The sequence below is a fragment of the Undibacterium sp. TC9W genome, from assembly GCF_049339865.1.
Lineage (GTDB): Bacteria > Pseudomonadota > Gammaproteobacteria > Burkholderiales > Burkholderiaceae_D > Undibacterium.
Genome location: NZ_JBMPPJ010000002.1, coordinates 362,826 through 385,307 on the forward strand (window position 1 = coordinate 362,826; position 22,482 = coordinate 385,307).

Here is a 22,482-nt window from a genome sequence, read left to right on the forward strand (position 1 = left end):
CCATGGATACCAGTAGTGTATTGCCAGCGCGTGGTGGTTCACCGCAGGCAGAGCCGCAAACCGTCTGGCGCCAGTCCTTGCCGCATCAGATACTGACAGGCTTGCCGCTGACCCTGTTTTTCCCGGTTGGTGTCATGTATGCCGGTGTGCTGCTGTTTTATATCAGTTTGCTGGTATCGGGTGGCTACCTGAAGAAGATGCACAGGATCAGGCAAAGCGCCATGTTGCTGCCGATACTTGGCCTTAGCCTGGTGAGTATCGTGCTGGCGGCAATGCAGGATATCCCGCCAGAAATCAGTAAAGAATTCTGGCCGGGGTTTGTGCATTACCAGACGTATTTGTTTCTCTTGCCTTTTCTGACCGTGGCTGCGGGCGTGTGGCAAAGGCGGGCGATGTATGTTTTCTTTGCTGGTGCAGTGCTGGCGGCAACGCTGTTTGTGGCCAATTTTTTCCATCTCTTGCCTGTCAATACGGTATTTCGCAGCTATGTGATTTATGAGGGTAATAAATCCATCTTGCTGGGCATATTGATGGCGATTGCCGCTGCCTGGATGTTGCATGATTTGCGCAGTCACCGTGACCATCTGGTCTGGCGTGTTTTGGCAATAGTGTATGTGGCAGCAGCCCTGGTCTTGCTGGCAAAAACCAGGACTGCCAGCCTGCTGTTTTTTATCCTGTGTGGTGTGCTGATCTTGCGCCAGATAGGTTGGTCATGGCGTGTAGTGGCTTTGCCTTTGATCTTGCTGGTAGTACTTGGCGGCAGCTGGAAATATGCATTGAGTCTGCCACCACCGGCAACCTGTGAAGTGCGTCTGGTGCAAGCCGGGCCGTGGGAAATTTTTAAATTGCGCAGCCTGTGTACTGTGCATCAATTGCATGATTTTTCCCAGGGCCGCAAAGTCAATGATGACGGCATGCGTCTGGAACTTTACAAGATCACCAGCGAGATCATTGCCGAGAAACCCCTGGCTGGTCATGGCATTGCTACCTGGATGTATCTATACCAGAAAAAAGCCAGGGGTCTGATCAGTTCTACCATGACGACGCCACACAATGATTATCTGTTGTACCTGACAGAAGTGGGTGTCATCGGCCTGTTAGCCCTGCTGGCGATCTGGGCGACCCAATACTGGGTGGCCTATCGTATGGCAAGTATGGCACGTATGGCTGTGCATGAGAATCCCAACACCAGGGAAATGGCCATGCCCTTGCTGATGCTGACCATCGCCATGATGCTGGGCGGCATGTTCAATGCGATTTTGCGTGATGCTGTGTTTGGCATGGCTTTCATGATTTTGCTGGCGATACCGCTGGCTGGCATGCGTAATAAAAATCAGTCACGCCGCAGGTAGATTATTTATGCGCAAGCCTGATTGATTAATTGATTGAGCGGCTTGTGCCAAGACAGGATATGAATTTCATACTATGAGTTTGATCAATAAAGAAACCATCGATGTATTCCGCCGCTTGTGGCAGTCCATCGCGCCTTATCGCTCCCGGGTGTGGTGGGCCTTGCTGACCATGCTGGGCACGGCTTCGACAGAAGTCATGTTCCCCAAGGTGCTGGGCTACATTCTCGATCACGGTTTTAATGCCGATGCAAAAAAGCTTGCCCTGTGGATGGTGCCAGTGGCCATTATTGCGATTTTCCTGTTTCGCGGCATTTGCACGTTTACGACCAGTTATCTGATGACCTGGATTTCGACCAGATTATTGAATCAACTACGCGCCAAGGTATTTGACCGCATCCTGAATGTGCCCATCAGTTTCTATCAAAGCGAGTCGAGTGGACGCATCATCAACACCATCATGTTTGAGGCGCAGCAAATCGTCGAGATGCTCAAGGTCTCGATGACCACGCTGTTCCGCGATTCATTGACGGTGATGGTCTTGCTGGCTGCCTTGTTGTGGCGTAACTGGCAGTTGACCATCATTGCCCTGGTCATGATGCCGGTCATGGCTTTTCTGGTACGAGGTGTCAGCAAGCGCTTGCGCAAACTCAATCAAAGCCAGCTCGATGTCAGCAATGAACTGACCCAGGTCATAGAAGAAGCCACACGTGCCAGCCAGGTCATACGCATCTTTGGTGGGCAGAAATATGAGCAGGAAAGGTTCGAAGCCAAGAATGAAAAATTGCGTGGTTACGCCATGCGTACCACCATTGCCGTTGCATCAACGACGCCGCTGACACAACTCGCAGCCGCGATTGCGGTAGCGGTGGTCATCATGTTTGCGGTGTCGCAGGCAGCGCAAGACTCCACTACGGCAGGCCGCTTCATCGAATTTGTCAGTCTCATGATGCTGTTGCTGACACCTTTGAAACGTCTGGCCGACCTGAATGGCCCCATGCAGCGCGGCATGGCTGCGGCAGAGTCGGTATTTGCCCTCATCGATACCCTGCCAGAAACCGATAGCGGCAAAGCCCTGCCAGCCCGTGCACAAGGCAAACTGGAATTTGTACACACCAGCTTCTCTTATCCAGGCCAGGAACAGGAAGCACTGAAAGATATCAACCTCAGCATAGCACCGGGCGAGACCATCGCTCTGGTTGGCATGTCTGGCGGCGGCAAGACTTCGCTGGTGAATCTGGTGCCGCGTTTTTACACGCCAGATTCTGGCGACATCCTGCTCGATGGCATTTCTTTGCATGACATTTCCTTGTCCAGCCTGCGCGAACAAATCGCCATGGTCAGCCAGAATGTGGTTTTGTTTGATGACACCCTGGTGTCAAATATTGCCTATGGTGATGCCAACCCTGACCCAGCACGCGTAGCAGCGGCAGTGCAGGCAGCACACCTGACTGACGTTGTGCGTGATTTACCCGATGGCTTGAATACGGTAATAGGTGATAATGGCATGCGCCTCTCTGGTGGTCAGAGACAGCGTCTGGCGATTGCCCGCGCTATCTATAAAAATGCACCTATCCTTATTTTGGATGAGGCTACCTCTGCACTTGACAGCGAGTCTGAACGTGCCGTACAGGCCGCACTGGACGAGTTGATGCTGGGCCGTACCACGCTGGTCATTGCTCATCGCCTGTCCACCATAGAACGCGCCAGCCGCATTGCGGTGCTGGTCGATGGCAAGATCATTGAGATGGGTACCCACGCGGAATTGCTGGATAATGGTGGTACTTATGCGAACCTGCATCGCCTGCAGTTTGCTGCCTGATTGATAAAATTGATAAAGGAGAAACCATGACGACAGCGATTTCCCGTTTCCCTGTTCCAGAAATAAAAGATCTGCCTGACGACATACGCGAGAAAGTATTGGCCGTGCAGGAAAAAGCCGGTTTCGTACCGAATGTCTTCCTGACACTGGCGCACAGGCCAGATGAATTCCGCGCCTTCTTTGCCTATCACGATGCCTTGATGCTGAAAACCACAGGCAACTTGAACAAGGCCGAGCGTGAAATGATAGTCACTGCCACCAGCGCCAAAAACAATTGCCTGTATTGCGTGGTGGCTCACGGTGCGATACTGCGTATCTATGCCAAAAATACTCTGGTGGCTGACCAGGTCGCCGTCAATCATTTAAAAGCAGATATTACGCCGCGTCAAAGCGCCATGCTGGATTTTGCGATCAAGGTTTGCCTGGATTCGCAAAGTGTCAATGATGCTGATTACGCCTTGTTGCACAGTCATGGCTTTAATGATGAAGATATCTGGGATATCGCAGCCATCACCGCATTCTTTGGCTTGTCGAACCGCATGGCAAATGTGATTTCCATGCGGCCAAATGATGAGTTCTTTCTCATGGGGCGCACGCCAAGATGAGTGTCGTTGTGCAAAGTCCTGCAAACCGTATCCTCGTCATTGCACCCAACTGGATAGGCGATGCCGTCATGGCCCAGCCTTTGCTGCAATTGCTGAAACGCGACCATCCTGACGCTGCGATCGATGTGCTGGCACCCGCCTGGGTAGCGCCGGTCTTGCGCGCCATGGTGGAAGTGGATACGGTGCTGGAAACACCTTTCAAGCATGGCTCACTGCAATTGCGTGAACGTTGGCGCTATGCAAAAATCTTGCGTCAGCGTGGCTATGCTGCGGCTTATGTCTTGCCGAACACCCTGAAATTTGCACTGCTGCCCTGGATGGCTGGTATCAAAAAGCGGGTGGGGTACAAGGGGGAGAGCCGTTATGGCCTCATCAATGTCATGCATCAAGACAGCAAGTCCGCACCGCGACCCATGGTGGCATTTTATGCAGCGCTGGCGCATGCGCCAGTAACTGATCTGGTGCAGAGCTTTCCCAAACCGCGTTTGCAAATTGCCCCTGCACAGATAAATACCGTCTTGCAGGAAATGGGCTTATCAGCGCAACAGCCCCTGATCTGTTTTGCTCCGGGCGCAGAATTTGGCAATGCCAAACGCTGGCCTGTCAGCCATTTTGCAGAACTGGCAAAGACCATCCTGCAAGCACATCCCGATGCTCAAATTGTCTTGCTGGGCTCACCCAAGGATGTCGAGGTTTGCCGACAGATACAGGCAGCTTGCCCGGCTGTTCACCAGTTTGCTGGCAAGACCAGACTGGATCAGGCATTGGCATTAATCGCAGCAAGTGACGCCATGGTGTCAAATGATTCTGGCTTGTTGCACATTGCTTCAGCGTTGAACAGGCCTGTGATTGCTATCTACGGCCCAACCGATCCTGATCACGCACCACCATTTTCTGATATCGCCCACTCCCTGTCGCTGCGTCTGTCCTGCGCGCCATGCAAGCAAAGGGAATGTCCTCTGGGTCATCATGACTGCATGAACAAGCTTGATAGCCAATTGGTATGGCAACCCCTGCAGGCTATATTGTCGTCCACGCGTTTGCCATTGCCCGCTTTGTCATGACCCATACCAGACGTTTGATGGAGCAGGCCGCAGGCGCGGCCTTGCCTGGATGGGATATCCTGCGTCCTTTCACGAAAAAATTACACTTCCACAAAGGGGAGCTGGTATTCGCGGCAGGTGAATGGCAGCCCTATGTCTATGTGGTTACCAGCGGCATTGTGAAGCTGACCTATCTGGGAATTGATGGCGTGGAGTGGATCAAATCCTTTATTGGTCCTGGCGATTTCTTTGCATGCCCAAATGTCCTGATATCCGGGCAAGCCACGGATTATTTCGCCGCTGCCATTGATGAATGCTTGCTTGAACAGGTTGATTACGCACCTGTCAGACAATTGTGCGATCAATATCCTCCTTGGCAAAAAGCCATACGGCAGTTGCTGGAGCAGCACATAGTCAGGAAAGAGCAGAGGGAACGTGAGTTGCTGACCATGACGCCGGAAGACAGATACCTGTCATTCTTAAAAACCTACCCAGAATTGGCAGAGCAACTGCAACTGCGGGATATTGCACGTTATCTCGGTGTTACGCCTGAAGCATTGAGCCGCATTCGCAAGCGATTGCGACTGTAAATGATTGTGTAAAGCCGTAATTGACATAGCCAGTTATTGTAAGATGGAAATAAATTGGTGCTCTACCGGTAGTCCAAACGTATGTGACTGCTGCATAAACGCACCAGGCAGCATGGCAAAAATGCTAGGCTTATTAATATTATTTTCACATTGCAACTATGACCAAGCATGGAAAGTTGTGGCTCAGCCTGACATGCTTTTGCATGCAATTCCTGCTCGCGCCTGCCAGTTTGGCCGTTGACAAAATACATCTGCAACTCAAGTGGACTCATGCATTTCAGTTTGCCGGATATTACGCCGCAAAAGAGCTGGGTTATTACCGGGAAGCTGGCCTCGACGTTGATATTTTGCCAGCCCAGCCAGGTTTGGACGTCATCAATCAGGTCGTTACAGGCAAGGCAGAATATGGTGTTGGCACCAGCAGCCTGATACTTGCCCGCAAGGCAGGTCAGCCCGTGGTTGCCCTGGCTGTCATATTTCAGCATTCCCCATTGATACTGCTATCCAGAAAAGTGAACGATGTGCAGACTGTGCACGAGCTCAAGGGCAAGCGCATGATGCTGGAGCCGCAGTCGCAGGAATTGCTTGCCTATCTCAGGCGTGAAAATGTGCCTTTCGAACAACTGCAGCAAATCGAACACAGCTTCAATCTTGATGATTTGATACAAGGGAAAGTCGATGTCATTTCTGCTTACCTGACCAATGAACCATTTCGCCTCGGGCAGGCGGGCGTTGCCTACAATATCTACACGCCGCGCGCTGCCGGTATCGACTTTTATGGCGATAATCTGTTCACCAGCGAGAACGAGATACGTACCCATCCTGAACGTGTAAAAGCCTTTCGCGCTGCCAGTTTGCGTGGCTGGGAATATGCGATGAGTCATCAGGATGAAATCATAGATATGATATTGCAGCGCTATAAGAGTACAGATGCGGGGCAGCACAACAAGAAATTTTTTCAGTATGAAGCAGCACAAACCAGTTATTTGTTGAGCCGGGAACTGATCGCGATAGGGTATATGAATCCAGGGCGCTGGCGTCATATAGCAGATACTTACGCAGAGCTGGGCATGCTGCCAGCCAGTTATCCTCTGGATGATTTTTTGTATGACGCCAATCCCAACGTGAATATGCGCTGGTTGTATTTCTGGGGTGCACTTGCCCTGTTTTTTGTCAGTATAGTCGGTGGCGTGGCATTGTATATTTTCAAGGTCAATCACAAGCTGGCAAACAGTCTGGATGAATTAAAGAGAAATGCATTAAGACTCAATCTCCTGTCGTCTGCCATAGAGCACAGCCCGACCTCGGTGATCATCACTGACGCCAATAGTGTGATCGAATACGTGAACCCGCACTTCAGCCTGGAGACGGGTTATTCTGCTGATGAAGTCATCGGTAAAAAACCGAGTATCCTGCAATCTGGCCAAGTGCCAGCCGAAACCTATCAGGCCATGTGGGCGCAGCTCTTGCGGGGCGAAGTCTGGGCGGGTGAATTGATCAATCGCCGCAAAAACGGCGAGGCATATTGGGAAGAGGCGCACATTGCCCCTGTCAAAGACGGCAAAGGCAAGACCCGTCATTATGTCGCCGTCAAAGTCGATGTCAGTGTACGCAAGGAAGTCAATGACAAGCTGGCCTATCTGGCGCATCACGACAGCCTGACGCACTTGCCAAACCGCACCCTGTTCTTTGAGCGGCTGGCGCAGGGGCTGGCACTGGCGAAAAGAAACAATACCCGCCTGGCGCTCATGTACATAGATCTGGATCGCTTCAAACCTGTGAATGATACCTATGGCCATGCAGTAGGTGACATCCTTTTGCAGCAGGCGGCAGAACGTATGAAGCATTGTCTGCGTGATTCTGATACGGTAGGACGTATAGGTGGCGATGAATTCGTGGCGCTGACCCTGGATGTCAGCGACGGGCAGAGCGCCTGTCTGCTGGCAGAGAAATTACGTGCAGCACTTGGACAGGCGTTTCTCATTGCAGGTAATGAGCATACAGTGTCGGCAAGCATAGGTGTTGCCATTTATCCCGACCATGCGACAACTGAAATCGAATTGGCCAAGAGGGCTGATATTGCCATGTATGCCGCCAAGGCAGGCGGGCGGGATCAGGTCAAACTGTATTGCCAGGATATGGGGCAGACTCTTGAATAGCGCACTGAAGCGCATCATTTCTTTGTCGAATGAATGGCGGGTAAAGAGCCATCTTGCTGGCCTTTCCTGATGACCTTGTCTATCTGTTCAATGATGCCATCATCTTTGGATGCCAGTATTGCAAAGTGGATGTAATCCACGGATAAAAACTTATCCAGTACCTTGAATGAAACACCAGATGGCATGGGCGTATCTGGTGCTATGTCGGGCATGGCCTTGTTGAGCATGGCTTCGACCTTGCGCGGGTCAGGATCATGGTGGCTGAACAACATGACATCCGTGCGCCTGTTCAATAATTTTTTCAGGCGCGAGGGCAGGGAATACAGATCTTCTTCTATCAGCAATAACTCGGATTTTGCCTTTTCAAATTCATCGCCATAGGTAGAGCCTCTTACCATGCCCACGGTTTTACCCTGCAGGTCGGCGAGACGGGAAAACGCAAAAGCTTGATCACTCCTGACGACCAACCAGACATGGGTAGCAAAAGCGGGCAGGGAAAAATGCAGGGTTTGTGCCCGCTCCCTGGTTTTTGACAAACCAAAAGCCAGGCCTTCGCCCTCATTCAGGCTTTGCAACAGACGTTTCCAGGGATAACGTCTGTACTCAAATTGCAGGTGCAATTCTTTTTCCACATAAGCCACGGCTTGCTGAAATATGGGGTTATACGGCACCTGCGGGGTATTGGTGGCATTCGATTCTGCAATCAGCAGGACGAGTTTGCGCGGCTCTGCTGCCCAGCCCGCTGTGAAATACAGCGAGGTAAGAGCACCCAGGAAGTATCTTCTTTTTTGATGTTCTTTTTTTAATATCGTCACTGCGATTTTTTCCTGCCTTGAGATTCGCCATATCAAAAAATATTTTACTCCTTATGGTGACGCTATAAGTTCCTAATGCGACTATTTAAGCTTATTTTTCAAATACATAACTGCCTGGCGCAGCCCCCAGTTCTTTATCGCTGACAACTCTTGCCTTCACTTGTGTGCTGCTGGAATGCCCTGCCAGCCAGGTTTGCCAATGTGTCCACCATGAGCCTGTCTCCGTTGTTGCCGCCTTGAGCCAGTCTTCGGCCTGCTGGAAAGACTGGCCGCGCTGATCAGATGGCAAATGTTGAAAGCTGCGATGCGCATGTCCCGGTTCTGAAACTATGCCAGCATTGTGGCCGCCAGACGCCAGTACAAAGTCGATAGGCGCATCGGTCAGCACATGGATTTTATACACAGAACGCCACGGTGAAACATGGTCGCGTGCCGTGCCAACCACGTACATGGGGGCGTGTATATTATTCAGTGCCACGGCATGGCCATGTACTTCATAGCGGCCTTCTGCCAGGTCATTGTGCAGGAACAGGTGTTTTAAATATTCACTATGCATGCGATACGGCATGCGGGTGGTATCCGCATTCCAGGACATCAGATCATTTGGCGAATTGCGTGTGCCCAGCTGATATTCACGCATGATTTTTGACCAGATCAGGTCGCGCGAATTCAGCAATTGAAATGAACCCGTCATCTGCTCACCGGTCAGGTAACCTTGCTCCCACATTTGGGCGTCCAGCATGGCAATCTGGCTTTCATCTATGAACAGGCCAAGTTCACCCGGTTCGCTGAAATCAGTTTGTGCAGCCAGCAGATTGACCGTTTGCACAGGCGGCAAATGGTGTGCGTATTCCCTGGCGTGATCGCTTGCCAGTGCCGCGGCGGCAATGCCTAGCAGGGTGCCACCTAGGCAGTAACCAACCGTGTGCACGGCTTTGTGATGGGTTAACTTGCCAACTTCTCCCAGTGCTGCAAACAGGCCGCTGTCGAGGTAGTCTTGCATGCCCAGGTCACGGTCTTCCTTGCCAGGATTTTTCCAGGAAATCATGAATACCGTATGACCCTGGCTGACCAGGAAACGCACCATGGAATTATGTGGCGACAGATCAAGGATGTAATATTTCATGATCCACGAAGGTACGATCAGGACAGGCTCTGCATACACCTTTGTGGTCTGCGGGGCATATTGTATGAGTTCTATCAGGTGATTGCGAAATACCACCTTGCCCTCAGTGACAGCAACATCACGTCCCGGTTGATATGCCAGTTGCTCGGTTTTATGTTCGCCAGCTTCAACCCCAGGCACTTGAAACTCCAGCCCATTATCCTGCATCCAGTGCGCCGCGCCAGTCATCAGGTTCTTGCCGCCCGTGGCCTGGGTAGTGGCGATGACTTCGGGATTGAGCAAGGGGAAGTTCGACGGGGACATCATGTCCAGTAACTGCCTGGACATGAAGTTGACGACATTTTCATGATGCGCAGTGACTCCGCGCACGCCCTTGGTCGCATGTTGCCAGAACTCCTGTCTTTGCAGGAAGTATTGGTTCATGGCGTTGAAGGGCCAGTTGGCCCAGCCTGCGTCGGCAAAGCGGGTATCGCCTGCTCCATTCTTTTCAGTCTCTGCGGGTTTGCCGGTCAGCGCGGGTGCCAGAAATTGGGGCCAGCTGGCGATTTGTTTTTGCAGCAGATTACTTAGTTCCAGCTGTTTTCCTGGTGACACGGCGATATGCATGCCCCAGTCCATCCAGGCCAGAGCCACGCTGGCGGGTGAGATGCCGCCGGTCAATTTGGCAATATGGTTTTGCAAGGCCATATCGAGAGGATGCACTTCGGCCTCATCGTCACCAAGATAGCAAAGCGGGCGGGCAGGGCTTGCATAGTTTTTCTTTTGACCGGCTTGTTGTGGGGTGGTGGCAGGGCTGTAATCAGTTTTCATTGGCGCATCCTCGTTGATGTAAGCCTATTCTGGCAAACATGTCAGTCTATTGAATTGATTCGAATCAATTGCATTGTGCAAATGCAGCAATACACTAAGGATACTCTTTTTTGGTGAATTCAAGATGACACTGTTCAGACCACTTTCTCTCTGTAGAGACGCACAAAACCCAGCCCTGCGCAGGCAAACGGCTGCTCGTGCAGGCATGTTGGAAACAGATGGAAAGCCAAACAAAATCAAGGCTTTCGCACAAAGTTTGATCTGCATCAATATTTTGCTGACTGGTGTGCCATCCCTTGCCGCAGAAAACCTTGAGCAAGTCTGGAACATCGCTTTACAGCGTAATCATGTGCTTGCTGCTTCGCAGCAAAAAGAACAGTCAGCGCAACATCAACTGGCTTCTGCGCAAGCCAATTACCTGCCAAAGTTGAGCCTGGAAAGTGGCTACATGCGCACCGAAAGCGAACCGGCAGCCAAAGTGAATATACCGGCGCTTCCCATGCTGAAAGGCACTACGCTGCCGTTTGCGCAGGAATCGGCCTATTTCGGTGGTCTCAGCATTTCTGCACCTGTATATACCAGCGGCAAAATTTCGTCTGGCGTCGAGGCAGCCCAGGCGCAATCCGAAGCGAGCCTGGCACGCACCCAGCTTACCCGCAGTGACCTCAAGCTGGCGATTGCGCAAAGTTATATCGCCGTATTGCGCGCCGAGCATGCGGTGCATGTCAGTAACAGCCATATCGCTGCAGTCAGCAAGCATGTAGATGATGTACAGGCACTCTTTGACAAGGGCTATGCTGCCAGACACGATTTGCTGGCTACCCAGGTGGCGATGGCAAATGCACGTCAACTTGGGCTGCAGGCAAACAATGCGCTGGAGCTGGCGCGTGCAGCATTGAATCGCTGGCTGGGGCGTGAATATGAAAGAGCGGTCGAGATACAGGATATTGGAGGTTTTAACAAAGAGCCCGCCATGGCAGATTTGCCTGCTCTTTTGCAGTCTGCAAATAATGACCGCAAGGAATTACAAGAGTTATCCAGCCAAAGCCTAGCCTACAAAAAACAGGCCAATAGCGTCGCTGCCGGACACATGCCGCAGGTAGGCGTCACTGCCGGTTATAGCAAGCTGGAAAACCGCTACCTGGCTGAAGACAAGGGCTGGTATGTAGGAGTGGTGATGAAATGGGACCTGTTTGATGGTGGGCTGGTCCGACATCAGGTTTCGCAGCTTTCTGCAACAGCACAGGCGATTAGTGAAATGGAAGCTGACACCCGGGAGCGCATCGCCTTGCAGGTGCGCCAATCCTGGCTCACACAACAAGAGACCAGGGCGCGCATGCAACTGGTGGAAAAGGCGGTAGAACAGGCCGAAGAAACACTGTCGCTGGCACGCGAGCGCTACCGCTCAGGGTTGGCGCCGAATAGTGATGTGCTTGATGCAGAGGCGCGCCGCTTGCAGGCACTGTCCAATCGCGATAACGCACTCTATGACCATGAATTCGCCCGCCTGCAATTGTTGCATGCCGCGGGAAAATTGTAAGTGGCGCATTACAAATTACTTATCAGTATCCAGGAAAAATGATGGAAAATAAATCCAAATTGCTGGGCCCGGCCTTGCTCGGTGTTGCTGCCGTGCTCATCGCTGGTGGCTATTTTTATTATCTGGCACAGTCACGCAAGATGCCAGAAGGTCTGATCGTTGCTAATGGCCGTATTGAGGGCGACCGCATCGTCGCTGCTGCCAAATACCCTGGCCGCATCAGCAAGGTGTTTGCCAGGGAGGGTGATAGTGTCAAGGCAGGTACAGTTATTGCGCAACTCGAAGATGACAGTGTCCAGGCCAAGGTCGAGCAGGCCAGACAGGCTTCCAATGCTACTGAGGCACAAGTCCGCGCTGCACAAGGTGCTCTCGACGTGGCTCAAAAAGAAGTGCCCTTGGGTATCAACCTAGCAGATGCAACAGTCAGCCAGGCCCAGGCTGCCTACGCCAAGGCCATGGCTGTCGAACAGCAAGCAAGGCTTGATGCACAACGTCACAAGGACTTGTTTGAGCGTGGCGTGATCGAAAAGCACAGATACGAGCAGGCTGACCTGGCTTGGCAGGTGGCACAGTCAGATGTCAAGGCTGCGCAAGAAGCAGTGAATCGTGCCAGGCAAGGGCTCTCGCAGGCGCAACTGGGTAACGACAAGGTCAAGGCAAGGCAGCAGGATATTGCAGCTTTAAAAGCCCAGCACGACAGGGCAGATGCTGCAGTGACAGAAGCCAGTTCCGTACTCGCCGATCTGCTCATCAAATCACCAGGTTCTGGTGTGGTGCTGACACGTCTGCGTGAGCCAGGTGAAGTTGTCATGCCTGGCGGGTCCATCCTGGAGATGGTCGATCTTGATCATTTGTACCTGAAGGTCTATGTAGCCGAATCAAGAATTGGGCAATTACGCCTGGGTTTGCCCGCACGTATTTACGTGGATTCGCAGGGCGAGCAGTTCTATGAAGCGAAGGTCAGCTATATTGCCACGAGAGCAGAATTTACACCCAAGGAAGTACAGACCACCGATGAGCGGGTCAAACTGGTGTATGCAGTCAAGCTCAGTATAGACAAGAATCCCGACCACAGGCTGACCCCAGGCATACCGGCAGACGCTGTCATACGTTGGAAAGAAGAGCAAGCCTGGCAAAAGCCACGCTGGAAATAAATGCCCGCGATGATGAAACAAATGCAGCCAGTTGCCACGATTCCCGGACCAATCGTTCTCGCACGTGCACTGATGAAATCCTATGGCAACTCGATTGCCATGGATGGCATAGACTTGCAGGTGGAAGCTGGCGAAATCTATGGCCTGATTGGTCCTGACGGCGCGGGCAAGAGCAGCTTGCTGAAATCCGTGGCAGGCGTGCTGGCACACGACTCTGGCGACCTGCAGGTATTTGGAACACTGATCAATTCTGAAAAAAGCAGTGAATTGATCAAGGACAGGATAGGTCTCATGCCTCAGGGTCTGGGACAGAATCTGTATGGCGACCTGTCGGTAGAAGAAAACATCGATTACTTCGGAGGTTTGCGCCTGTTAAGCAAGGCTGAACTGAGTGAGCGCAAGGAAACCCTGCTGCGCAGCACCAGGCTGGAAAGATTCCGTGACCGTCCGATGAAAAACCTGTCCGGCGGCATGAAGCAAAAACTGGGGCTGGTTTGCACCCTTATCCACGAGCCACAACTGGTGATACTGGATGAGCCAACCACGGGTGTTGACCCGGTATCCCGTCGCGAATTCTGGAGCATCCTGGCGCGCCTGCTGGAGGAAAAAGGCATCACAGCCCTGGTGTCCACCGCCTATATGGATGAAGCCAGTCGCTTTCACCGCGTGTCGCTCATGCATGCAGGCAGGATACTGGCATCAGGCGAGCCTGAACAAATCAAGACCCTGGCGGCAGGCTCTGTGGTCAGCATGGTATGCAGCAAGGCGGAGCAGCAGATAGCTGCTGTCCATCAGCTAGGCCAGCAATTCCCCCAGATGGAAGTATTGGGGCAAGACATACGTGTATTCGTCGATGAGACCGATGCAGGCAAGGCCAGCGCACAAGTGCAGCTATGTGTTCCTGATGTCACTATCAGTCACTACGAGGTGCTGGAGCCAGAACTGGAAGATGTCTTTATCGCGCTCCTGCGGAAAAAACAGTTATTGGCCAGCAAAGCGGCCCAGAAAAATCCTGACTCTACTGATCTCCCTGCTCAACGTCATGCCGATCATGGCCTGGCGATAGAGGCAGAAAATCTCTCGCGTATTTTTGGTGCTTTCAAGGCTGTGGATGATCTGAGCTTTCGCGTACCGCAAGGCGAGATTTTCGGTTTGCTGGGCGCGAATGGTGCAGGTAAAAGCACAGTCATCAAGATGCTGACTGGCATACTCAGCCCCAGCAGCGGCAAGGGCAGGGTAGCGGGAGCCGACATGCGAGATGCCGGCCGGCAGATACGTGAACGCATAGGCTATATGTCGCAGGCGTTTTCCCTCTACCTTGACCTTTCTGTGCTGGAAAACATACGCCTGTATGCAGGTATCTATGGCCTGACGAGGCAGCAAACCGCAGCCCGCATGGACTGGATACTGGATATGGCAGGCCTGCGCCCTTTCGGCAGTGCGCTGGCAGCCAGCCTGCCCATGGGCTTGCGCCAGCGTCTGGCTTTGGGTTGTGCACTGATACACAGGCCGCAAGTGCTGTTCCTTGACGAGCCTACTTCTGGAGTTGATCCCCTGGGCCGCCGTGCCTTTTGGGAAGTCCTGTTCAAGCTTGCGCGCGAAGAAAACGTCACCATCCTGGTCACTACCCACTATATGTCTGAGGCAGAGCACTGCGACCATATTGCCCTCATGTACGCCGGACGCATAGTCGCAGATGCGTCGCCAGATCAATTGAAAGCTGACGTGGAAGCGCAGGCTGGCAAATTGTATGAATTGAAGACAGCGGGGGATGCTAATCAGGCGCAAGCCACGCTGGAAATTTTGCACAAGAATGGTTTTTCCAGTGCTGCTTTGTTCGGTTCGCGTATCCACGTGATGTTGCCGGAACCTGAACAGGATCTGCCGCGTCTCCATGCACTTCTGCAGACACCTGACATCCAGTTCCAGCAAAAGCGTTTGAGCATGGAAGACGTCTTTGTCCACATCGTCACCAGGCTGGAAGCAGAAGACGCCAAAGCCAGGGGAGAGCAAGCATGAATCTGCGGCGTATCAGTGTAGTGGCGTATAAGGAATGGCGCGAGATCGTGCGCGACCGTCTGTTTTTTGTCCTGGCTTTTGTCGTGCCATCCTTATTGATGCTGCTGTTTGGCTACGGTCTGTCACTGGATGTGGAAAACATTCCCCTGGCGATTGTGGATTATGACCAGTCTGTCAGTTCGCGTGACTATGCGCATCACTTCAGTGACTCGCGTTATTTTTCTTTCCAGGGCTATGCGCAGCGGGAGTCGGACGTAGAAAAGCTCCTGGTCGATAACAGCTTGCGGGCTGTCATCATTATCCCGCCCGATTTTGGTACACGCTTGAAATCAGGCCAGGCAACGACGGTGCAAACCTGGATAGACGGTACTTTCCCTTTCCGTGCACTGACGGCAAAAGGCTATGTGACCGCCATCAATGCCGCCATGAATCTTGATAATTTGTCGGCTCATTTCTCTGCGCTGACAGGCATAGGGCAAGAGACTTTGCGTAACAGCATGCAATCGGTCAAGCTGGAGACAAGGTATTTGTATAACCAGGAGGTCAAGAGCATCTGGTCGATAGCGCCCAAGCTCATCATGGTTATCCTCATGTTGTCACCACCATTTCTGACTGCTTTGGGCGTAGTCAGGGAGAAGGAATCCGGTGCCATCTATAACGTCTATTCATCCACCTTGTCACGCGGTGAATACCTGATCGGCAAGTTACTGCCCTATGTAGGGATTTCCATCGTCAATGCCTGCGCACTGACCGCATTTGCCCTGCTGCTGTTTGGTGCGCCATTCAAGGGTGATCCGCTATTCTTTTTGCTATCCACCATACTGTATGTGATTTGCACTACCGGCATAGGTTTGCTGGTGTCGGTGATGGTGAATACCCAGGTGGCAGCCATGGTGGGTACGGCCATAGTGACTGTAGTACCTGCGGTACTTTATTCAGGCATGATTATTCCCATACCTTCGTTGTCTGCCATTGCTTCAGTCATTGCCCATGCCTTGCCCGGCATGTATTACGCAGAGATCGCCATGGGTAGCTTTCTCAAGGGGGTTGGTATTGCGGCGTTGTGGCAAGACATGCTGATCCTGGCTTTGTATGCCATAGCCTTGTTTACAGCAGGATTTCTTGGTTTTTCCAAGCGGCCAAAAAATTGATGCGGAGTATGATGAAATGAACAGTTTGTTCGATCGTATCTGGTGGAGCCGCTTGCAGGCCATGACCTGGAAAGAGTTGTTGCAACTCATGCGTGACCCTGTCTTGCTGGTGTTCGTGCTGTATGCATTTTCTGCTGATATTTATAATGCTGCTTCTGGTGTGTCATTCCAGTTAAATAATGCGGCCTTAGTATTGTTTGATCTGGACCGCAGCGCGGCATCACGCGAACTGGCTGGGCGCTTCATGTCACCTGAGTTTCGCTGGGCAGGGGCCATCACGTATGCCAGCCAGGGGCAGCAATTGCTGGATGATGGCAAAGCGATGGCGGTGCTGGATATACCGCCAGGCTTTTCGGATAAGTTGGCGCGTGGCGACACGGCATCCGTACAGATGCAGATTGATGCCTCCAATTCTGTACAGGGCTTTCTGGCAGCCGTGGATGCAAGCCAAATCGTTGCCCGCTATGGCCTGGAGCAAACCGCGCAGCGTTATGGTGTCGGAATTGGCGGAATTGGCGGGGCAGGAGGGGCTGTGGACGCACCACTGATCAATAACCAGACCCGGGTCTGGTTTAACCCTAACCAGAATGATGCCTGGTTCATGGGTATTTCAGAATTATTGAATGTAATTACCCTGTTTTCGCTGTTGCTGCCTGCGGCTGCCATGGTCAGGGAAAAAGAACGTGGGACCATAGAACAGTTGCTGGTATCACCGCTGTCACCATTGCAGATCATGATACCCAAGATAGTGGCGATGGTAGCGGTGATCCTTGGCGGCACCGCTCTTGGGCTATTCGGCATTCTGGTGCCGGTCTTTGCCGTGCCGGTAGCAGGAAGCTTGTTATTGTTCTTTGCACTGACTACCTTGTATGTCAGTACCCTGGCTGGCATAGGTATATTGATCGCCACCATGACGCGCAATATGGCGCAGGCAGGCATGATGGTGATACTTATTATCGCCCCCATGATGTTTTTGTCGGGCGCATGGACTCCTCCTGAAGCCATGCCCACCATCATGCGACTGGGCATGTATGTATCACCACTGTATTACTACATCAATGCCAGTTATGGCATTTTGATGAAGGGGGCTGGTTTCAGTGTATTGTGGCCCATGTTTTCAGGCATATTGCTGATAGCCGTACTGGTGAGCCTGACGACGATAGCGCGTTTCAAAAAACAGTTTGCCTGATGTGTCGGGCAGGCAAACACCTGGTTCAGGTTCAATCAGGTTCAACCGAGATAGGTAAAAAAGATGACTGCAGCAAGTTCTTCATTTTCATTACAGGGCAAACGCGGCCTGATCATAGGCTTGGCCAATGAGCACAGTATTGCCTATGGCTGCGCGGCCATGGTAAGGCAACTGGGTGCAAGGACAGTATTGTCCTGCGTGAATGCCAAGGCGCATCAGTTTGTTGCGCCGCTGGCAGCAGCGCTGGAATCCACACTCGTCGTTTGTGACGTGGAACAGGAAGGTTCGCTGGAAGCTCTTGTTGACGCGGCAGTGCAGGAACTGGGGGAACTGGATTTTGTCATCCACTCCATTGCCTGGGCACCTTTGGATGATTTGCATGGCCGTGTCATCGACAGTTCCAGTGCAGGTTTCTTGCGCGCGATGAATGTCTCCTGCCATTCATTTGCCCGTCTCACCAGACTATGCGAGCCGCATTTAAGCAAGAGCGCCAGCATCATGACCATGACCTATCTGGGGGCAGATGAAGCCGTTGCCCACTATGGCATCATGGGGCCGGTCAAGGCGGCACTGGAATCAACGGTGCGCTATCTGGCGACTGAACTTGGCCCGGCAGGAATACGGGTACACGCGATATCCCCAGGCCCTGTGCCTACCCGTGCAGCGTCTGGCCTGCAAGACTTCGATGTACTGATGCAGAAAGCGGTTGCCCGCTCCCCTCTGGGCAGGCTGGTGACACTCGATGAGATAGGTCGGCTGGCCGCATTCCTGGTCAGTGATGCTTCATCCGGCATGACAGGGCAGACCTTGTATGTGGATGGCGGCTATCACATCGTAAATTAATGGGAGTCCACATCAAATGAATACCATCAACACAGCAACCAATGAACAAGACCTGATCTCCAATGTCGTGTATGAAGACTTGCAGATAGGGCAGACCGCGAGCCAGGTACGTACATTGACCAATGTAGATATCCAGGCTTTTGCTACGGTATCAGGTGACGTCAATCCCGCCCACCTGGATGCTGAGTATGCAGCACATACCTTGTTCCATGGCGTGATCGCTCACGGCATGTGGGGCGGGGCGCTGATTTCCACCATCCTGGGCACGCGCCTGCCAGGGCCAGGTACGATTTACCTGGAACAAAATCTGCACTTTGCCAAGCCTGTACGTATAGGCGACACCCTGACCGTATCTGCGACCGTCGTAGCAAAAGATGATGAAAAAAAACGCGTGACCCTGGACTGCGAAATCATCAACCAGAAAGGTGAGAAAGTCGTTTATGGCAATGCACTGGTCATCGCCCCGACAGAAAAAGTAAGCCGCCCGCGTACCCATTTACCCACCATGACCATGTTTGACCTGGGCGAGCGCCAGCGCCATCTGCTGAACAGTGTCAAGGATTTACCAGCGATACGTTGCGCGGTTGTTCATCCCTGTGATGCAGACTCATTGCAAGGGGCGGTGGATGCCGCCAGGCAGGGCTTGATTATTCCGGTGCTGGTCGCTCCACTTGAAAAACTGCACGCCGTTGCTGCAGCCGCGAATATTGATATCACAGGATTTGAAAAAGTTGATGCTCCGCATAGCTATGCCGCTGCCGACATAGCCGCCGAAATGGCCTCCAAAGGCCAGGTGGAAGCCTTGATGAAAGGCAGTCTGCATACCGACGAACTCATGCATGCGGTGGTTGAATGCACTGCCTTGCGCACTGGTAGACGGCTTTCACATGTCTATCATCTGGATGTGCCCATGTATCACAAGCTTTTGCTGCTAACTGATGCCGCCCTGAATATCTATCCCACCCTGCCAGAAAAAGCTGACATACTGCAAAACGCCATCAACCTGGCGCACGCACTGAACATCCCCCTACCCAAGGTCGCTCTATTGTCGGCGGTAGAAACGGTGAACCCCAAAATCATGTCCACCATCGATGCTGCCGCATTGTGCAAAATGGCAGAACGCAAGCAAATCACCGGTGCCATAGTCGATGGCCCGCTGGCATTCGACAATGCCATCTCTGCGCACGCAGCACAGATCAAGGACATAGTCTCTGCCGTATCTGGCGATGTCGATATCCTCATGGTGCCTGATCTGGAGTCGGGCAATATGTTGGGCAAGCAATTTGAATATCTGGCTGGTGCTGCGACTTGTGGTGTCATCCTCGGTGCCAAAGTGCCTATTGCATTGACCAGCCGTGCCGATGGCCCTTCGTCCCGGGTTGCTTCTGCGGCACTCGTCAAATTGCTGGCGCATGAATACCGGAAGAATGCACCATGAAGCAGCCCGTCATCCTATCGGTGAATTCAGGTTCATCCAGCATCAAGTTTGCCCTGTATCCTTTTACAAAAGATGGCGTGACTGGCAGTAATCTGACAGGTGTCATTGAGGGGTTGCAGCCGAGTGGGAAGCCTGTCATACAATGGCATGCAGGTAATGAAGCACAGACCTTGACGCTGGATCAAACGGATATCAGCGCCGCAGGTGGCGACCAGTTCGCGGCTGCGCTGCAAGCCCTGCACGGCGTGTTGATGAGCCATAGTGCTGACATGCAAATAGCCGCCGTAGCTCACCGCATAGTGCACGGTGGCGAGCGTTTTTCATCTTCCATCGTGATAGATGACGCAGCCCTGGCTTACCTGCATACTCTGGATACTCTGGCACCACTGCATCAGCCGCATAACCTGGAAGGCGTAGCAGCCTTTCGCCGCGCCTATCCCGGCATACCACAGATAGCCTGCTTCGATACAGGCTTCCATGCCGACATGCCTGCCTGCGAAACCACGCTGGCCCTGCCGCAATCCCTGCGTGCCACTGGCATACGCCGTTACGGTTTTCATGGCCTGTCGTACCGCTATGTCGCCAGTCACCTGGCCCAGCAATCGGCTCGCGCATTTGATCCGGCTGCCGGGCGCGTCATCATGCTGCACCTCGGTAATGGTGCCAGCGCCTGCGCCATGAAAAACGGCAAAAGTATCGCGACCTCTATGGGTTTTTCAGCACTAGACGGCCTGATGATGGGCACCCGCTGCGGCGCACTCGACCCCGGTGTCATGCTGCACCTGATGCAGCAGGGCTGGGATGTCAAGCGCATAGAAACCACCCTCTACAAAGAATCCGGCCTGCTCGGTGTATCAGGCATCTCCGCCGACATGCGCACCCTGCGCGCGAGCAGCGACCCGAAAGCCAGCTTCGCCATCGATTTATTCACCTACCGCGTCATACGGGAATGTGGCGCACTGAGTGCCTGTTTGAACGGCCTGGATGTGCTGGTATTTACCGGTGGTATAGGTGAGCACGATGCCGCATTAAGGCAGCAAGTGGCACAAGGGTTGGACTATCTTGGCATCCAAGTCAATGCCGGAAAAAACGCAGCGGCATGTGGTGATGACATCATGGCGATACATACTCCAGGCAGCAGTGCAGAAGTCTGGGCCGTGCCTACCGATGAGGGACGGGTAGCAGCGATGGATGCGCAACAACTACTTCACCTCAAGCAATGAATTATATTTTCTAAGCGCACTTTTAATTGTACTCAATAGCAGTCTTGAAACCGAAACCAGAACCAGAACCAGAACCAGAACCAGAACGTATATTGCTATATAAACCGGTCAGTTGATTTTAGTCTTGTTTGCTGCAGCGATCTTTTTTTATCACTTCGATCTTGCTCTTCAGATTATGCAGTTCTTTCAAGGACTCAGTCGCTTTTGGGGACAGATTTTCTGTCTCTTTTACGATCTCCAGCAATACGTCAGTGATCAAACCCAATTGAGTGCCATACGAAGCGAGCTGAAATACGTGGGCTTCTATTTCAGCATTGCCAGAAACAGGTGGAATCATGTTGTAGAACCAGGTCGTATTCGGCTCTATGCTTTGCGCGACGCTACCACTCCAGGGAAAGTGAACCTGTGGTGACCAAACCCATAACCATGGATACATGATAGCTCCTTGTTTGATGAAAATTTCAATAAACGGTCACTGGCGACTTGAGACAAGAATTATTTTTTGATCAGATTGAATTATCTCTTTTTATTTAGCACCTTAATCACCAAAGCCAGCATGTTAAGAGTCGCTTCTTTTTGAAAGCCACTTTCAATCAGCTGTGATTTGAAACTCCTGGCAAATTGTGCTTTTTTATAGATATTCATGTCTTGCTTGCGGTTAAATTGATAAACCTTCATCGTAATTAACTGCAACGTTTCTTGTTTTTTCCAGAAAAATTTATCCTTGTTCATTGCCATTTCTTGCGGCAAGTCTTCTGCGACAAATTTTCCCAATTCTTTTCCAAAATTTATCGCAGCTTTTGCATTAAACCAGTTGATCATCAGGCACTTTCAAGAAATCTATATTAAAGAGGCTGTATGGCCAGCATGTTGCATATATCAATTATTATTGCTTGATGACCATGCCCTGGCCTGTGGGCAGCTCTAAAACCTGATATCCCCGTTTTTCAAACCAAGGGTCTTCGGCCAGTTTCTGTGCTCTGTAATATGCCCAGCCATAGTCATCCAATATCAACACTGCGCCAGGAACCATTCTCTCGAACAGGACATCAAGTGCGCCTATTTCAGCTTGTGCATTATTAATATCCAGGTGCATGAACGCTATCTTCTCAGGCGCGGCAATTGTCAGGCTGTCGGGAATATTTCCTTGTGTGATGCAGACATTAGGAAAGTCGGAAAATTTTTCCTGAACCTGCTGATATAAAGTCTTGCCATGTTCAGGCATGGCGTGATGCGGCATCTTGTCGTCGTGCTCAAACAAGTCATATAGAAAATATTTTCTGTCCGAGTTTTTCATATCCATGTAGTCACAGATGATTCTTGCCGTCGTTCCTTTGTAGCAGGCAATTTCGACAAAATCGCCGTCCAGTTTTGCACCATTCTTTGCTGCCCAGCATACAGTTGCGTAACGCCATATCAGCGATTGCTCCACCAGATCACTGGTGTGCGCATAGAATGCTGCCATGAACTTTTCGTCTTCAAGAAAGCTGAGGTTACGGTTGTATGTAAAAATATGATCACCGGCGAAAATACCGACTTTGTGCTCCATTTGATCAACAGCATCCTGGAGGTGTTTCATGAATAAGCTGTGATCCTTGAGACCATA

General features: G+C 51.9%; 19 protein-coding genes. 14 read left to right on the top strand and 5 right to left on the bottom strand.

From position 1 onward, the window contains the following. Positions 1–2: 2 nt before the first annotated feature. From ACO0LN_RS03935 to ACO0LN_RS03960, 6 genes are all read left to right on the top strand, one after another. Positions 3–1,352 carry an O-antigen ligase family protein gene (locus tag ACO0LN_RS03935; protein WP_422971164.1) on the top strand — a complete coding sequence of 450 codons (1,350 nt, stop codon included), beginning with the start codon at positions 3–5 and terminating at the stop codon, positions 1,350–1,352. Between the two features lie 73 nt (positions 1,353–1,425). Further along, positions 1,426–3,171 carry a lipid A export permease/ATP-binding protein MsbA gene (gene msbA / locus ACO0LN_RS03940; protein WP_422971166.1) on the top strand — a complete coding sequence of 582 codons (1,746 nt, stop codon included), beginning with the start codon at positions 1,426–1,428 and terminating at the stop codon, positions 3,169–3,171. Between the two features lie 26 nt (positions 3,172–3,197). Next, on the top strand, positions 3,198–3,776 hold the full coding sequence (locus ACO0LN_RS03945; protein ID WP_422971168.1) for a peroxidase-related enzyme: 579 nt from the start codon (positions 3,198–3,200) through the stop codon (positions 3,774–3,776). Between the two features lie 8 nt (positions 3,777–3,784). Then, a complete protein-coding gene (gene waaF, locus ACO0LN_RS03950) occupies positions 3,785–4,840 on the top strand; it encodes a lipopolysaccharide heptosyltransferase II (RefSeq protein ID WP_422971170.1) in 1,056 nt (351 codons plus the stop codon). Further along, positions 4,780–5,409, top strand: coding sequence for a Crp/Fnr family transcriptional regulator (locus ACO0LN_RS03955; protein WP_422971172.1), 630 nt, complete (start codon positions 4,780–4,782; stop codon positions 5,407–5,409). The genes waaF and ACO0LN_RS03955 overlap by 61 nt, the downstream gene beginning before the upstream one ends. 158 nt (positions 5,410–5,567) lie before the next feature. Continuing rightward, positions 5,568–7,568 carry an ABC transporter substrate-binding protein gene (locus tag ACO0LN_RS03960; protein ID WP_422971174.1) on the top strand — a complete coding sequence of 667 codons (2,001 nt, stop codon included), beginning with the start codon at positions 5,568–5,570 and terminating at the stop codon, positions 7,566–7,568. Positions 7,569–7,582: 14 nt separating this feature from the next. Here the strand turns inward: ACO0LN_RS03960 and ACO0LN_RS03965 are convergent, their stop codons facing one another. Together ACO0LN_RS03965 and ACO0LN_RS03970 are read right to left on the bottom strand one after the other, a co-directional pair. Further along, positions 7,583–8,383, bottom strand: coding sequence for a substrate-binding periplasmic protein (locus tag ACO0LN_RS03965; RefSeq protein WP_422971176.1), 801 nt, complete (start codon positions 8,381–8,383; stop codon positions 7,583–7,585). Between the two features lie 91 nt (positions 8,384–8,474). Next, on the bottom strand, positions 8,475–10,319 hold the full coding sequence (locus tag ACO0LN_RS03970) for a PHA/PHB synthase family protein (protein ID WP_422971178.1): 1,845 nt from the start codon (positions 10,317–10,319) through the stop codon (positions 8,475–8,477). A 124-nt stretch (positions 10,320–10,443) separates the two neighbouring features. On the opposite strand from ACO0LN_RS03970, the gene ACO0LN_RS03975 reads away from it, so the two are divergent. The 8 genes from ACO0LN_RS03975 (at position 10,444) to ACO0LN_RS04010 (ending at position 20,876) form a co-directional block, all read left to right on the top strand. After that, entirely contained in the window at positions 10,444–11,859 is a 1,416-nt protein-coding gene (locus ACO0LN_RS03975; protein WP_422971180.1) for a TolC family protein, read from the top strand. A 41-nt stretch (positions 11,860–11,900) separates the two neighbouring features. After that, on the top strand, positions 11,901–13,013 hold the full coding sequence (locus ACO0LN_RS03980; RefSeq protein ID WP_422971182.1) for an HlyD family secretion protein: 1,113 nt from the start codon (positions 11,901–11,903) through the stop codon (positions 13,011–13,013). Beyond that, complete coding sequence (locus ACO0LN_RS03985) at positions 13,014–15,032, top strand: ATP-binding cassette domain-containing protein (protein WP_422971184.1); 2,019 nt, start codon at positions 13,014–13,016, stop codon at positions 15,030–15,032. It abuts the gene before it with no gap. Next, on the top strand, positions 15,029–16,183 hold the full coding sequence (locus ACO0LN_RS03990; RefSeq protein WP_422971186.1) for an ABC transporter permease: 1,155 nt from the start codon (positions 15,029–15,031) through the stop codon (positions 16,181–16,183). Before ACO0LN_RS03985 ends, ACO0LN_RS03990 begins: the two co-directional genes overlap by 4 nt. A gap of 16 nt (positions 16,184–16,199) precedes the next feature. Next, on the top strand, positions 16,200–17,372 hold the full coding sequence (locus ACO0LN_RS03995; protein WP_422971188.1) for an ABC transporter permease: 1,173 nt from the start codon (positions 16,200–16,202) through the stop codon (positions 17,370–17,372). A 63-nt stretch (positions 17,373–17,435) separates the two neighbouring features. Further along, positions 17,436–18,215 (top strand): enoyl-ACP reductase FabI, encoded by a 780-nt coding sequence (fabI, locus tag ACO0LN_RS04000; protein ID WP_422971190.1) that lies wholly within the window; start codon positions 17,436–17,438, stop codon positions 18,213–18,215. A gap of 16 nt (positions 18,216–18,231) precedes the next feature. Then, on the top strand, positions 18,232–19,653 hold the full coding sequence (locus ACO0LN_RS04005; RefSeq protein WP_422971192.1) for a bifunctional enoyl-CoA hydratase/phosphate acetyltransferase: 1,422 nt from the start codon (positions 18,232–18,234) through the stop codon (positions 19,651–19,653). Beyond that, positions 19,650–20,876, top strand: coding sequence for an acetate/propionate family kinase (locus ACO0LN_RS04010; protein ID WP_422971194.1), 1,227 nt, complete (start codon positions 19,650–19,652; stop codon positions 20,874–20,876). Before ACO0LN_RS04005 ends, ACO0LN_RS04010 begins: the two co-directional genes overlap by 4 nt. 118 nt (positions 20,877–20,994) lie before the next feature. On the opposite strand, the gene ACO0LN_RS04015 is transcribed toward ACO0LN_RS04010, so the two are convergent. The 3 genes from ACO0LN_RS04015 to ACO0LN_RS04025 form a co-directional block, all read right to left on the bottom strand. After that, positions 20,995–21,312 carry a hypothetical protein gene (locus ACO0LN_RS04015; RefSeq protein ID WP_422971196.1) on the bottom strand — a complete coding sequence of 106 codons (318 nt, stop codon included), beginning with the start codon at positions 21,310–21,312 and terminating at the stop codon, positions 20,995–20,997. An 80-nt stretch (positions 21,313–21,392) separates the two neighbouring features. Beyond that, entirely contained in the window at positions 21,393–21,698 is a 306-nt protein-coding gene (locus ACO0LN_RS04020; protein WP_422971198.1) for a hypothetical protein, read from the bottom strand. A 64-nt stretch (positions 21,699–21,762) separates the two neighbouring features. Next, positions 21,763–22,455, bottom strand: coding sequence for a TylF/MycF/NovP-related O-methyltransferase (locus ACO0LN_RS04025; protein ID WP_422971200.1), 693 nt, complete (start codon positions 22,453–22,455; stop codon positions 21,763–21,765). Positions 22,456–22,482: the final 27 nt, after the last annotated feature.